The sequence below is a fragment of the Collinsella sp. CLA-ER-H8 genome (genome assembly GCF_040092335.1).
Lineage (GTDB): Bacteria > Actinomycetota > Coriobacteriia > Coriobacteriales > Coriobacteriaceae > Collinsella.
The window spans coordinates 128,229-141,906 of sequence record NZ_JBBNLU010000001.1 but is presented as its reverse complement, the minus strand read 5'-3'; the positions used below and the strand labels follow the sequence as shown (position 1 = coordinate 141,906).

The following is a 13,678-nucleotide window of genomic DNA, read 5'->3' as shown; positions in this document are numbered from 1 at the left end:
AGATGTGGATAAACAACTTCTACGGGAAGCGCAGGTAACTCAATATGACCAAGCATGTGTTCGTAACCGGTGGCGTGGTTTCGTCCCTGGGCAAGGGTATCACCGCGGCCTCGCTGGGCCGTCTGCTCAAGTCGCGTGGCTACAAAGTAACGATGCAGAAGGCCGACCCGTATCTGAACGTCGACCCCGGTACCATGAGCCCCTTCCAGCATGGTGAGGTCTTCGTTACCGAGGATGGTTACGAGTCCGACCTGGACCTGGGTCATTACGAGCGCTTTATTGATGAGAACCTGACCCGCGATTCCAACTTTACGACCGGCGCCATCTATAAGAGCTTGATCGCCCGCGAGCGTCGCGGCGACTTTTTGGGCGGTACCGTGCAGGTGATTCCTCACGTCACCAATGCCATTAAGGACAAGTTCCGCCGCATCGAGGAGCAGACCGGCTCCGATGTAGTCATCACCGAGCTGGGCGGCACGATCGGCGACATCGAGTCCCAACCGTTTGTCGAGGCCATCCGTCAGTACCGCAAGGAGGCCGGCCCCGAGAACGTCTGCTACATCCACGTGTCGCTCGTTCCCTATATCGCCGCCGCCCACGAGGTCAAGACCAAGCCCACGCAGCATTCCGTCAAGGAGCTCCGCAGCTTTGGCATCCAGCCCGATATCATCGTGCTGCGCTCCGACCACCATATCGATGACGCTATCCGCGGAAAGATCGCAAGCTTCTGCGACGTCGACACCGATTGTGTCTTTACCAACGAGGACTGCGCGAGCATTTACGATGTTCCGCAGCTGCTTGCCGAGCAGGACTTTGACCTGCGCATTTGCGAGCGCCTGGGTCTGGACCCGCGTGAGCGCGACATGAGCGAGTGGAATGAGTTCCTGCGCAAACAGAATCACGCCAACCATCACGCCGACAAGGTGAAGATCGCCGTCGTGGGCAAGTACACGCAGCTGCCCGATGCGTACCTGTCGGTTATCGAGGCCCTGCACCATGCGGGCGTCTTCTACGATCGCCATGTGGACGTCCAGCTGGTCGACGGCGAGAGCCTCGACGAGCAGAATGTCTCCGAGGTTCTGGGCGACGCCTCGGGCATCCTGGTCCCCGGCGGCTTTGGCAAGCGCGCCCTGGAGGGCAAGATCCTCGCGGCCGAGTTTGCCCGTGAGCACAAGATTCCGTATCTGGGCATTTGCCTGGGTATGCAGGTGGCCGTGTGCGAGTTCGCCCGCAACGTCGTCGGCCTTGCCGGCGCCAGCTCCTCCGAGTTCGATCCGGACGGCCCGTTTAGCGTCATCGATCTGATGAGCTCGCAGGAGGACGTGACCGAGAAGGGCGGCACCATGCGCCTGGGCGCCTATCCGTGCAAGCTCGCCGCCGATACCCTTGCTCGCGAGGCATATGGCGAGGAGCTCGTCTACGAGCGTCACCGTCATCGCTTTGAGTTCAACAACGCCTTCCGTGACCAGCTCGAGGACGCCGGCTTGGTTATCTCGGGTCTGTCGCCCGACGAGCGCCTGGTCGAGATGGTCGAGCTGCCGCGCGACGTGCATCCGTGGTATGTGGCAACCCAGGCTCATCCCGAGTTCAAGAGCCGCCCGACCAACCCGCAGCCGCTGTTCCGCGAGTTCGTGCGCGCTTCGATCGGCCAGCACGAGGGTGTCGACCGTCTGCAGGTGACGCCCATGAACCTCGCTACGGACTAAGGGTGCCGGCGAATAAGGAACATACCGAAGCTACTCCCTCGTCGCTCGCCGTGGCGGCGGGGGAGTATCTCGATTACCTCGCGGTCGAGCGGGGTTTGGCGCGCAACACGATTGCGGCCTATCGTCGTGACCTGACGACGTACTGCGCCTATCTGGAGCGGGCGGGTATTGTGTCTTTTGAAGAGGTGACCCGTCAGGTCGTGGAGGGCTTTGTCGCCGACCGTCGCGATGGGGGCTATTCCGATGCCTCGGTGGAGCGTGCGCTTGCGGCCGTGAAGGGCCTACATGCCTTTTTGGTGCGCGATGGGGCTGTGGCCCAAAATCCAACGGCGGCGTTGCGCCTGCCTAAAAAGGCTGAGCGTTTGCCGGAGTATCTATCGGTGGAGGATGTCTCGGCGCTGCTCGATCAAGACTTTCCCGAAGGCGAGATGGGACTGCGCGATCATGCCATCTTGGAAGTGCTTTACGGTTGTGGCTTGCGCGTGAGTGAGCTGGTTGGGCTCGATGTGGGCGATATCCATATCGATGACGGGTTTGTCCTGGTGCGCGGTAAGGGCTCCAAGGAGCGTCTGGCCCCGTTGGTGGGAAGCGCGGCGCGTGCCCTGACACACTATATAGGTGATGGGCGCACTCTCCTGGCCGCCCATGCTCACGGGACGGAGACCTCGGCGGTCTTTTTAAATAAGAACGGACGTCGCCTGTCGCGCCAGGCCGTGCATGCGATATGCGAGCGGTATGGGCGCCAGGTGGGGCTGGTGGGGCTCCATCCCCATACCTTGCGCCACTCCTTTGCCACCCACATGCTCGCGGGCGGTGCCGACTTGCGTGTGCTGCAGGAGATTTTGGGCCATGCCGATATCTCGACCACGCAGGTCTACACGCATGTCGACCGCACGCAACTGACCGAGGTCTATCTGGCGGCGCATCCGCTGGCACATCGCTAGCACCTCGCTGACCTGCATATTTATAAATATTAAAGGGGACGGGCCCCAGATTGCTGAGACGCACTTTTGCGCGCATGGGCAATCTGGGGCCCGTTCCATTTTTCGCCAGACACCGACGCGGTGGTGGGCCGTGTGTACCGTGGGCGGGGGAGTTTGGGGGCGATGTGAACGGCGTGTAAAGGGACGTAAAAATCGCCTCAAGGTCAACTTGAAGGTTGAGGTTCGCGGGCGTGGTTCTACAGGTGGCATCCCGCCGTTGCTGTAAACACAACATATTGTGTTTTCGAACATATGCTTGGGGGTGTTTTGCAATATATGGTGAGTGGAGTAGTGGGGCGGGGTGGGGGAAGGGGTGGGGAAAGGTGTTGAAAAATGGGGCGGTTCCCCATATTATTAATCACGTCGACAGGCGGGGTGGTTCCCCGCGTACGTGCCATCTGAGTAACCGAGGGGAGGGCGCACATGGGAATGACTGGTGCATACGAGCGCAATCTCGATGCAAAAGGTCGTCTGTCCCTGCCTGCACCCCTTCGTGAGGAGCTTGGAGAGCATGTTCGCGTGTTCAAAGCCCTGGATGTCGATGCTCTGTACGTGTTCTCTGCCGAGGCCTTCGATAAGTGGGTCGAAGGACTCTTCGCGGGTCGTGAGGGCCACGAGGGTTTTAACCCGCGTGACATTAACGACCAGAAGCTCATGAGGGCGATCAACAAGCGCACCACGTCGATGGACGTGGACAGCGCCGGTCGTATCGGTCTTTCCGAGTCTCTCCGCAAGCAGGCGAACCTCGACCGCGAGGTCACGGTTGTGGGCAACTACGACCACCTTGAGGTTTGGGATCGCGCCGCGGCCGATGAGGACGATGACGATGAGGCCCTGCTGGACCTCTTCTTCTCGTAAGGGCAAGGCACGGGTAACGGATGGAGCGTGGGATCTTGACACAAGAATATCGGCATGAACCTGTCATGCTCGGCGAAGTGCTTGAGTCGCTGCGGCTAAAGAGCGGCTCCGTTGTCTGCGATTGCACCCTTGGCGGTGCCGGCCATTCGGTAAAGATGGCCGCGCAGGTGGGGGAGACGGGCCTTTTGCTCGGCGTCGATCAGGACGACATGGCCCTCGAGGCCGCTGGCGCCCGTCTGGACCGCGAGGTTCCCGGCGTTCCGCACCAGCTGCTGAAGGGCAACTTCGGCGACTTGGACGAGCTGCTTTGCTCGGCCGAGGTGCCCGGGGTCGATGGCTTCCTGTTCGATTTGGGCGTTTCGTCACCGCAACTCGATATCCCTGGCAGGGGCTTTTCGTATAACGAGGACGCCCCATTGGACATGCGGATGGATCCGGGTAATAACACCTTAAACGCAGCTGAGGTCATCAACACCTATAACGAACACGACCTCGCCCGGATTCTACGCGTCTACGGCGAAGAGAAGTTCGCCTCGCAGATCGCGCGCGAGATCGTGCGCCGCCGCGAGCAAGAACCGATCGAAACCACCGGCCAATTTGTCGAGATCATCAAGGCGGGTATCCCGGCTGCCGCTCGTCGGCATGGTGGACACCCGGCCAAGAAAAGTTTCCAGGCCATTCGCATCGAGGTCAATCACGAGCTCGATGTGCTCGAACGAGGGCTTGATGCCGCCACCAGGTGGCTCAACCCGGGCGGACGTATCTGCGTCATCTCGTATCACTCGCTCGAGGACCGTATCGTAAAGAACCACTTTAAGGAGATGAGCCAGGGGTGCACGTGTCCGCCGGAGATTCCGGTGTGCGTGTGCGGCAACGTGCCGATACTCAAGGTCATCACCCGCAAACCCCTGGTTGCCCAGCCTGATGAGGTTGAGCGCAACCCTCGGGCGAGATCAGCCAAGATCCGCGTGGCGCAGCGTCTGTAGGCGCGACCGCGCGATATTGGACCTCCCGCTCGCACCATAAACGAAGCTTAAACACACTACCAACGTACTCGGGATGGGAGGCGGCATATCATGGGCTACAACACTTCAAGCGCAGCACTCGCCTATGATATGAACGCCATGCCCGCCTATCGTGAGACGCCGCAGGCCCCCGTTGCTCCCCGTGAGCAGCGCGCGCCGCGCTTTGATGTCTACACGGGCGCGGGCCGTCAGGCAAACCAGGCGGTAAGCCCGGTTTTCATGAGCGTTCTTAAAACGTTTTGCATCATTGCGGCTATCTTCATGACGATCGGCGTCGCCCGCGTGGCGCTCGCCGGCGTTACGGCCCAGGTGCTCAACAGTAACGCCGAGCTTACCAGCACGCTCGAAAAGGCGACCGATGAGAGCTCCGACCTGGAGGTCATGCATTCGGTCTATGGCGCCGACACGCGCATTCGCGACCTTGCGGGCGCTTATGGCATGGTGGAGCCCAGCGAGAGCGTTACACTTGACTTTTCGCAGGATGCAGCCGCGAGCGCCAACGCGACCGCGACCGCTCAGTAGCAAGACGGTAGCTGAGTATGACAAATGACTATCGCCGCGGTTCCGATGGGGGCCGCGGTTCTGGACGTCCCTCGTCGCGGGGACGTTCTGGTTATCAAGGAACGGGTCGGCAATCTTACAACGCCGGGCAGTCCCGTGGCAACGACCCGGCGTCGCGACTTCGCGGCTCGGGCGGCCCTCAAGTGCATAACACCAGGTCGCGCAAGAGTCCGTCGACCGAATGGCTCACAGGCGCACCTCTGCCTCGCCGCAAAGCCGTCATGGGCTTCATCGGGCTTGGCTTGGGCTTGGGCGTCTTTCGCCTTGCCGACTATCAAATTGTCGAAGCCGATAAACTGCGCGAGCGTGCCGATGCGCGCCGCCTGCTTGCGCAGACCCTCTATGCCAAACGCGGCACCATCTACGACCGCAACGGCAACGTGTTGGCGTCGTCGGTCGAATGTCGCAACATCGCCGTGAACCCGCAGCTTGTCGAGGATGTCGACAAGACGGTGTCGGCGCTGGTCAAGGCAACTGGAATCGATAAAAAGACCTGCCGCAAGCTCGTTGAGTCCGATGGAACCTGGGTGTATATCAAGCGCCAGGTGGACGAAGACGATGTTGCGGCGCTGGAGAAGAAGAACCTGCCCGGCGTGCTTTTTGAGCAGGCCATGAAGCGCGTATATCCATACGGCAATCTGGCATCGCAGGTGCTGGGTGTAGTGAATGTAGACAACGACGGCTTGACGGGTCTCGAAAAGCAATACAACAAGCTTCTGACCGGCACGAACGGTTCTCTCGTACGCGAGCGCGCGAGGGACGGCAGCTATATCGCGGGCGGTGTCTATAAAAAGGTGGCTGCGGTCGACGGCGTTGATATCGTGACGACGCTCGACGTCAATATCCAGCGTGCGGCCGAGGATGCCCTGGCAGAGGCAGTTGAGAAGACTAAGGCCAAGAACGGCTCGGCGCTGGTCACCGATCCTACGACAGGCGAGATTTTGGCAGCCTGCTCGTACCCGACCTACGACCAGACCGATCTGGAGAATGCCAAGACCGAGGATATGAATCTGCGCCTGGTCACCGACGCCTACGAGCCCGGCTCGGTCTTTAAGACGCTCGTGGCGGGCGCCGGCTTCGACTTGGGCGTCGTGCGATCGAGTACGTCGTTTGAGGTGCCGGCGAGCATCAAGGTGGGCGACGATACCGTCACCGATGCCGACAAGCGCGACTATGCCATGACCATGGATGTGCGCGAGATGATGCGCCGTTCGTCCAACGTGGGCTTTGTCCTAGTGGGGCGCAAGATCGGTGCCGACGACTTTGCCGCCTATGTGGACAAGTGGGGCATCGGTCACAGCTCGGGTGTCGATTTTCCGGGAGAGAGCCTGGGTATCGTCAAGGAGCGTGACCAGTATGACGGCGCCACGCTGGGCTCGATGAGCTTTGGACAGGCACTGTCCGTCTCGCCGATTGAGATCGCACGTGCCGTGGGCGGCATCGCCAACGGCGGCGTGATGATGACACCGCACTTCTATAAGTCCAGCAAAGGCGACGAGAAGGACTGGGGCGAAGGCGAGCGCGCGATTTCGGAGGACGCCGCATCCCAGGTGACATCGTGCATGCAGACGGTCGTGTCCGAGGGAACGGGCGTTGGCGGCGCGGTTGACGGCTATGACGTGGCGGGTAAGACCGGTACGGCCGAACGTGCCGACGAGAACGGCGGCTACCTCAAGGAGAACTACATGTCGTCCTTTATGGGCTTTGCACCGGCACAATCGCCCAAGGTGCTGTGCTATATCACGCTCGACGGAACGCCGAGCGGCTCGGATGCCGCTGCGGTGCCGTTCCAGTCCATTATGGCCAACGCGCTCGACGTGCTGGGTATCCCGCACACGAAGTAGGGGGTTACAATCTTTGGGGCGTGGTTTGTTGTCCCATATGAGGGGTGTTCACATGCCCTGCACCACGCATGCGCGGCGCTGGGATACAATACGCCGATAGCATTATTAGGTTTACAGGGGAGCTGCAATGATAGAGATCGCCGTCAACAACCTCGCGGCCGCAACAGGGGCCCGAACCGTGACGGGAGAAGCCGATCGGGTATGCCGCGGGTGCGTTATCGACTCGCGTCAGGTCGAGGAAGGGACGATTTTCGTCGCCTTTCCCGGTGAAAACGTCGACGGCAATGATTTTGCTTCCCGTGCCGTCCAGTCGGGTGCCGGCGCCGTCGTGATGACGCGTGAGCCCGAGGCCGAGCTGGTCTCGCTGGCGCAGGACAAGGGCTGTGCCATCTTGCTGACCGATGATCCCGAGGAGTTTCTGCTGCGTTTGGCGCACACGTACCGTCTGGAGCTTGGCTGCCTGGTCGTTGGCATTACCGGTTCCATCGGCAAGACGACGACCAAGGACGTACTCGCCGCTGTGCTCGCCAAGCGCTATCGTGTCTGGGCCACCAAGGGCAATTTCAATAACCTGATCGGCATGCCGCTCACGGTGCTTTCCGCTCCGGCCGATACCGAGGTCCTGGTGCTCGAGATGGGCATGAACCATTTCCACGAGATCGAGCGCCTGTCCCAGTCCGCCGATCCCAACCTTGCCATCGTGAGCAAGATCGGTACCTCTCATATCGGCATTTTGGGTAGCCGCGAGAACATCGCCCGCGCTAAGGCCGAGATTGTGCAGGGTATGTGCGCCGCCGGCGACTTCTTACCGCTGCTGGTTTTGGGCGGCGAGGACGACTTTACGCCGTTCATTCGCGATACGTTCGCCCAGCCTGCTGGTATCGACGTGATGCTGGCCGGCGTCTCGGACGATGATGAGGTCCGTGCCCGCGACATTCGTGTTGATGACGAGGGCCGTCCGGTCTTTACGCTCGATTTTGGCCAGGGTGAGACGATCGATACCATGCTTGCCATCCCCGGCGTGCAGTCCGTTCCTAATGCCGTTAAGGCCGCCGCGGTTGCCTATCGCCTGGGCGTGACGCCCGAGCAGATCGATGCTGCCTTTAGAGGCCTCACGATCACCGGTCACCGTCAGGAGATCAAGCGCGCCAAGAGCGGAGCGCGCATCATCGACGACTCCTATAACGCCAGTGCCGAGTCTATGGCTGCCGGCCTCGATTTGCTGTGCTCGCTTATTTGTGACGGTTCGCGCATGGCGATCCTTGGCGAGATGGGCGAGATGGGCGACGAGGCTCCCCGCATGCATGAGCTCGTGGGCGCCTATGCCGCCGCCAAGAAGCTCGACATGCTCGCGTGCGTGGGCGGCGAGCTGGCTCAGCTCATGGCCGATGCCGCACGTATGATGGGTATGGATGAGGACCGCATCCAGGTGTTCTCCGATTATCAGCAGGTGCTCGACCGCATGGGCGGCGCGCTTGAAAAACATGATGTTGTACTGGTCAAGGGTTCCCGCTTTGTTGAGCTCGACCGCTTTGTGGAAGGTGTGTGCTAGCCCATGTTCGGCAATCCCTCGTATCCAACGTATCAGGCTTTTTTGGGGCTTGGCATCGCCGCTGCCATTGCGCTACTGCTCATGCCGTGGTGGATCAAGCTGCTTAAGGTCGAGGGTATCGGCCAGCAGGTTCGTGCCGACGGCCCCAAGCGTCATTTGGTTAAGCAGGGAACGCCCACCATGGGTGGCGTTGTCATCCTCGTCGCGATCTCGCTGACCTGCCTGCTGATGGGCAAGCTCACCACCGAGCTCGTGCTCGTGCTGCTCGCCACGCTGGCGACCGGCGTGCTGGGCCTGATTGACGACCTAACCTCCGTTACGCATGGGCGCTCGCTCGGTCTGACGCCCCATGCCAAGATGATCGGTCTAACCATTATCTGTGTCACCTTTACGGTACTTGCCGTTAACTGGTGCGGCGTCGCCCCCGAGATTCGTTTTCCCGGCGGCCTGGCGATTGACCTCGGTGTTCTTTCGACCACTATCTGCGGCCTTTCGTTCCCGTGGCTCTACATTGTCTTTTGCTGGCTGATGATCGCCGGTCTTTCTAATGCCGTGAACCTGACCGATGGCCTTGACGGTCTTGCTGGTGGCACCTCCATGATTGCCATGCTCGCCATGGCTGCCATGGCGTTTTTGCACGGAGACGTGAACCTGTCCATCTTCTGCACCGCGTGTGCCGGTGCCTGCTTGGGCTTTCTGTGGTTCAACTGCTATCCGGCGAGCATCTTTATGGGCGATACCGGCTCGCTTGCCCTGGGCGCCGCGTTTGCCTGCACGTCCATCATGACCAACACCGAGGTCGTCTCCCTCATCATCGGCGGCCTGTTTATCGTTGAGACCCTGTCGGTCATGATTCAGGTTGTCTACTTCCACTTTACGCACAAGCGCGTCTTCCTTATGGCGCCCATCCATCATCATTTCGAAAAGAAGGGCTGGGCCGAGACCAAGGTCGTCATCCGTTTTTGGATTATCGCTGCGGCCTTTGGTGCCGTTGGCCTTGCCCTGTTCTTCCAGTTGGGATAGTGGTCTTTCATGCCTCTTGCTGATGTTTTTAGCCTGCTCGTTTTGGGTCAGGGCAAATCCGGTCTCGATGTCGCCCGCTGGGCGCTGGCACATCCCGAGCGCGTAAGCGCCGTTACCGTGTATGGCGGCGGCACCTCTGAGCCCAATGACGCCACGCGTGCGCTCGAGGCTGCTGGTGCGTCGTTTGTCTATGGGACCGAACAGGTCGAGGGCGCCTATGACGTATGCGTGACGTGCCCGGGCATCTCGGAGTTCTCGGGCTTCTTTAAGGCCGGGCGCGAGCATGCCGCCCAGATTATGGGTGAGCCCGAGTTTGCCTATCGCCTGTCGCCCGATAACTGGATTGCCATCACGGGCACCAACGGCAAGACGACCACCACGTCGCTGACTGATTTTCTGCTTAAGGCTGCCGGCGAGGCCAGCGTTGCTGTCGGCAACATCGGCGAGCCGCCGGTCAACGAGATTGACGGCCGAGCCCACAACGAGTGGTTTGTGGCTGAGCTCTCGAGCTATCAGATTGCTACGACAACCGAGCTCCACCCCCGCGTGGCGGTGCTGCTCAACATCACTCCCGACCACTTGGGCTGGCATAAGAGCCATAAGAACTATGCGCTTGCCAAGATCAAACTGTTTGACAATATGGTCGATGACGATCTGGTGGTTGTCGACGTCGAAGACGCCGGCATTCACGAGTTCGATGAGTACATCTACACGCCGGGTCGTCGCATCTGCAAGGTTGCCTTTGACGAGCCTGAGGGCGAGGATGCCGCCTTTGTGCGCGATGGCAAGATGATCGTGCGTCTGAAGGGCGTCGAGACCCCGCTCATCGCTACATCCGAGCTCAAGATCTCGGGCCATCACAATGTTATCAATGCCCTGTGCGCTGCCACGGCTGCCTTGGCGGTCGGTGCCGATGTCGATGGTGTCTGCCGCGGTCTTGCCTCGTTCCAGCCGCTCGAGCACCGCGTGGAGCCGTGTGGCGAGATTGACGGCGTGCGCTACGTCAACGATTCCAAGGCGACCAACACCGATGCGGTCGAGAAGGCGCTGACGGCATTTCCCGATGACGACGTGATCTTGCTGCTCGGCGGCCACGATAAGGGCACGCCGCTCACGGACTTCGCGCGCGTTGTTATGGATAACGTACGCTCGGTCGTCTGCTTTGGCGATGCGCGCGAGCGCTTCACCGCCGCTATGGACGAGGCCGATGTCGATGGCGATGTGGATATCGCCCAGGCGGATGACCTACGCGACGCCGTGGACGTTGCCCGTTCGCTTTCGAGCCGTGGTGACGTGATCTTACTTTCACCTGCCTGCTCTTCGTTCGATGAGTTCTCGGGCTATGAGGAGCGCGGCCGCGTGTTTAAGGACTACGTGGCTCAGCTTGCCGCTACAGCGAAATCACAAATGGAATAGGGGTTGCGGTGAGAGAGGAGAGCCCCCGACAAGGTATGAGGAGGCCCGACTCGGACCGTGCTTCCTCACGGCGCATCACATCGTGTTCCAGCCGCGGTGGGCAGTCGTTTAGCGAACGCTATATTGCCGGCGTTCCCGCCCGTATCATGCGCCCCCGTTTGATATTCATGGCCTGCTTGTTTACCTTGGTATGCTTTGGCCTGCTGATGGTGTACTCGGCGTCTTCGGTCGAGGCGCTGCACGAGAATGGCTCGGCGACGTTTTTTCTGGGTCGACAGGCCGCGTTTGCCGTGGTCGGTGTTCTGGCGCTGATTGCCATCGTGCGCGTTTTGCCGGACAGCTGGTTTGGGGAGGATGTGCTCAGGATCTTCCTCATCGGCATGATAGGGCTACTGCTTCTGGTGTTCTTGGTGGGCAGCGGCAGCCGTGGCGCCACGCGCTGGCTCAACATCGCCGGTATTCAGTTCCAGCCTTCCGAGTTTTTAAAGCCATTTGCCATTGCGTATTCGGCCATCATGCTTGATCGCTTCTTTTCGCCCGGTGGCAACATCAACGAATTCCTTCGCAAGATGGGCATCTACCTGGGCATTTCGCTCTTTCTGATCTTTATCCAGCCCGATTTCGGTACTGTCCTGATCATCCTGTTGACCCTCATGTGCATGGCGTTGTTTGCGGGTCTCGACCCCAGATTTATCATCGGCGTGCTAATCTTCGGCATTCTCGTGATCGTGATTGCGCTTGTCGCAGAGCCGTACCGTATGGTGCGTATTCAGGTTGCCTTGAACCCTTGGGCCGACGAGTATGGTGACGGCTATCAGGCCACGCTTGCCATCATGGCCTTTGCCTCGGGCGGTCTGTTCGGCCGCGGCATCGGCAACTCAACCATGAAGTACTCGTATCTGCCCGAAGCGCACAACGACTACATCCTGGCCATCATTGGCGAGGAAGTCGGTTTTGTCGGAACCGTGCTGTTCTTCTTGGTGTTTGCGATGCTGATCTACTCGGCGTTTCGCATTGCCGAGCAGGCGACCGATCGCCGGGGCGCGCTCATGGCGTCTGGCTCCGCGGTCATTCTCGCGGTGCAGTTTTTGATTAACGCGCTGGGCATCCTCAACGTGTTTCCCATGACGGGCAAACCGTTGCCGTTTATTAGCTACGGCGGTTCGTCGATTATTGTGTCGCTTATGCTTGCCGGGTTGATCCTGCGCGTTTCGTACGAGAGCGCCCGCCGCGATGAGTATGACCGTCGCCGTGAGAGCTTTGCCGTTATGGACGAGAGCACCGCCGGCGTAGCCCATGTGCGCGGTGAACGACCTTCGCGTAGCGGCTTTACCGTTCTGGATGGTTCTGCATCCGAGCCGGCAGCTCGTCCACGCTCGCGAACGGCTCCGCAAGGCCGTCCGCAGCGCCCCAGCCCTCGCAACGCGGGCGGCGGATATAATCGAATCGATTTGAACTCGGACCCGTCGGCGCGTCTGCGCACCGACGACCAGGGACCGCGTGTACGAAGGGACTACCATGACCGATAAAATGACCGTTGCTATTGCAGCCGGCGGCACGGCAGGACACATCAACCCCGCGCTCGCCTTGGCCGAAGAGCTGCGTGACCGTGGTCACCACGTTGTGTTCGTGGGCCAGTCGCGCAAGCTCGAGGGTCGTCTGGTCCCCGAGGCTGGGTTTGATTTTGTGCCCATTACGGTCACGGGCTTCGACCGCTCCCGTCCTTGGACGGCGCTGACCTCGCTGTGGCGTGTCAACAAGGCCAAACGTGCGCTCGCCAGTCATTTCTCAAAGGTTGGCAAGCCCGATGCCGCCATTGGTTTTGGTGCCTATGTCGAGGTTCCGCTGCTGGGGTGGTGTAAGGGCGCGGGCGTTCCGTATCTGCTGCATGAGCAGAACTCTGTTCCGGGCCTGGCCAACAAGATGATGAACTCCCACGCCGCCCGCGTGTGCATCTCGGTGCCGGCAGCGCGTTCGGTCTTTGAGCGCGAAGGTGACCCTGGCCACGTGCTCATGACCGGCAACCCCGTACGTCGCTCGGTAATCGAGGGCGATCGCGCTCGCGGCCGCAAGGCACTTGGTGTTCCCGAGGACGCTACGCTGCTGCTCGTCTTTGGCGGTTCACTTGGCGCCCAGCACCTCAACGAGCGCGTGGCTTCGCTCAAAAACGAGCTGCTTTCGCGCAAGAACCTCTATGTGTTGCATTCGACGGGTGCCGACGGCTTTGAGGAGACCGAGCGCGCTTTGGCGCTGACGCCCGAGGAGGCGAAGCGTTACCGCGTCCAGCCTTACATCGACAACATGGGCGATATGCTGGCTGCTGCCGATTTGGTGCTCTCGCGTTCGGGCGCATCGAGCGTGGCCGAGATCGCTGCACTCGCCGTGCCTTCGGTGCTCGTGCCGTACCCGCACGCCACGGCCGATCACCAAACCACCAATGCCCGTTATCTGGTCGACGCCGGGGCCGGCGTGCTCTGCGCCGATGCCGATATCGACGGTTCTGCCTTTGCCGATGAGCTGCTGCACCTGGTCGATGACGCGGCGGCGCGCGACGCCATGCGTCAGGCGGCGCGTGGTCTGGCTCAGGATAGGGCCGCCGCTCTTCTGGCGGATGCGGTAGAGGGTTTGCGTTAGTTAGACGGGATATCGTCGGTCGCCCTCGCGCTGATGCGGTTGGTGCGGTACAGTTAACGGGTTACAGGCAGTGTTT

At 60.6% G+C, this 13,678-nt stretch carries 11 protein-coding genes; all 11 read left to right on the top strand.

Annotated elements, in window-relative coordinates; all coding sequences use genetic code 11:
• Positions 1-44 precede the first annotated feature (44 nt).
• The 11 genes from AAAX72_RS00635 to murG all read left to right on the top strand — a co-directional run bounded on the left by AAAX72_RS00635 (position 45) and on the right by murG (position 13,602).
• Entirely contained in the window at positions 45-1,706 is a 1,662-nt protein-coding gene (locus AAAX72_RS00635; protein ID WP_055286060.1) for a CTP synthase, read from the top strand.
• Between the two features lie 2 nt (positions 1,707-1,708).
• The gene (gene xerD / locus AAAX72_RS00630) at positions 1,709-2,650 is read left to right on the top strand and encodes a site-specific tyrosine recombinase XerD (RefSeq protein ID WP_349128553.1); all 942 of its coding nucleotides are present in this window, start codon (positions 1,709-1,711) and stop codon (positions 2,648-2,650) included.
• Positions 2,651-3,112: 462 nt separating this feature from the next.
• The gene (locus AAAX72_RS00625; protein WP_006234269.1) at positions 3,113-3,547 is read left to right on the top strand and encodes a division/cell wall cluster transcriptional repressor MraZ; all 435 of its coding nucleotides are present in this window, start codon (positions 3,113-3,115) and stop codon (positions 3,545-3,547) included.
• A 20-nt stretch (positions 3,548-3,567) separates the two neighbouring features.
• Positions 3,568-4,533, top strand: coding sequence for a 16S rRNA (cytosine(1402)-N(4))-methyltransferase RsmH (rsmH, locus tag AAAX72_RS00620; protein ID WP_006234266.1), 966 nt, complete (start codon positions 3,568-3,570; stop codon positions 4,531-4,533).
• Positions 4,534-4,623: 90 nt separating this feature from the next.
• On the top strand, positions 4,624-5,094 hold the full coding sequence (locus tag AAAX72_RS00615; protein WP_349128551.1) for a hypothetical protein: 471 nt from the start codon (positions 4,624-4,626) through the stop codon (positions 5,092-5,094).
• Between the two features lie 182 nt (positions 5,095-5,276).
• Positions 5,277-6,977, top strand: coding sequence for a penicillin-binding protein 2 (locus tag AAAX72_RS00610; protein WP_349128550.1), 1,701 nt, complete (start codon positions 5,277-5,279; stop codon positions 6,975-6,977).
• A gap of 127 nt (positions 6,978-7,104) precedes the next feature.
• The gene (murF, locus tag AAAX72_RS00605; RefSeq protein ID WP_349128548.1) at positions 7,105-8,529 is read left to right on the top strand and encodes a UDP-N-acetylmuramoyl-tripeptide--D-alanyl-D-alanine ligase; all 1,425 of its coding nucleotides are present in this window, start codon (positions 7,105-7,107) and stop codon (positions 8,527-8,529) included.
• A 3-nt stretch (positions 8,530-8,532) separates the two neighbouring features.
• On the top strand, positions 8,533-9,552 hold the full coding sequence (gene mraY, locus AAAX72_RS00600; protein WP_195544186.1) for a phospho-N-acetylmuramoyl-pentapeptide-transferase: 1,020 nt from the start codon (positions 8,533-8,535) through the stop codon (positions 9,550-9,552).
• 9 nt (positions 9,553-9,561) lie between these two features.
• Positions 9,562-10,968 carry a UDP-N-acetylmuramoyl-L-alanine--D-glutamate ligase gene (gene murD, locus AAAX72_RS00595; protein WP_006234261.1) on the top strand — a complete coding sequence of 469 codons (1,407 nt, stop codon included), beginning with the start codon at positions 9,562-9,564 and terminating at the stop codon, positions 10,966-10,968.
• Positions 10,969-11,135: 167 nt separating this feature from the next.
• Positions 11,136-12,497 (top strand): putative lipid II flippase FtsW, encoded by a 1,362-nt coding sequence (gene ftsW / locus AAAX72_RS00590; RefSeq protein ID WP_260699167.1) that lies wholly within the window; start codon positions 11,136-11,138, stop codon positions 12,495-12,497.
• Positions 12,487-13,602, top strand: a complete 1,116-nt coding sequence (gene murG, locus AAAX72_RS00585) for an undecaprenyldiphospho-muramoylpentapeptide beta-N-acetylglucosaminyltransferase (RefSeq protein ID WP_006234259.1) — start codon at positions 12,487-12,489, stop codon at positions 13,600-13,602. The genes ftsW and murG overlap by 11 nt, the downstream gene beginning before the upstream one ends.
• Positions 13,603-13,678: the final 76 nt, after the last annotated feature.

Bases quoted from the DNA above. Each gene is read 5' to 3' on its own strand.
- AAAX72_RS00625 (WP_006234269.1), top strand. From the start codon at position 3,113: ATGGGAATGACTGGTGCATACGAGCGCAATCTCGATGCAAAAGGTCGT.
- AAAX72_RS00635 (WP_055286060.1), top strand. From the start codon at position 45: ATGACCAAGCATGTGTTCGTAACCGGTGGCGTGGTTTCGTCCCTGGGC.
- AAAX72_RS00615 (WP_349128551.1), top strand. From the start codon at position 4,624: ATGGGCTACAACACTTCAAGCGCAGCACTCGCCTATGATATGAACGCC.
- murF (WP_349128548.1), top strand. From the start codon at position 7,105: ATGATAGAGATCGCCGTCAACAACCTCGCGGCCGCAACAGGGGCCCGA.
- mraY (WP_195544186.1), top strand. From the start codon at position 8,533: ATGTTCGGCAATCCCTCGTATCCAACGTATCAGGCTTTTTTGGGGCTT.
- murD (WP_006234261.1), top strand. From the start codon at position 9,562: ATGCCTCTTGCTGATGTTTTTAGCCTGCTCGTTTTGGGTCAGGGCAAA.
- ftsW (WP_260699167.1), top strand. From the start codon at position 11,136: ATGGCCTGCTTGTTTACCTTGGTATGCTTTGGCCTGCTGATGGTGTAC.
- rsmH (WP_006234266.1), top strand. From the start codon at position 3,568: ATGGAGCGTGGGATCTTGACACAAGAATATCGGCATGAACCTGTCATG.
- murG (WP_006234259.1), top strand. From the start codon at position 12,487: ATGACCGATAAAATGACCGTTGCTATTGCAGCCGGCGGCACGGCAGGA.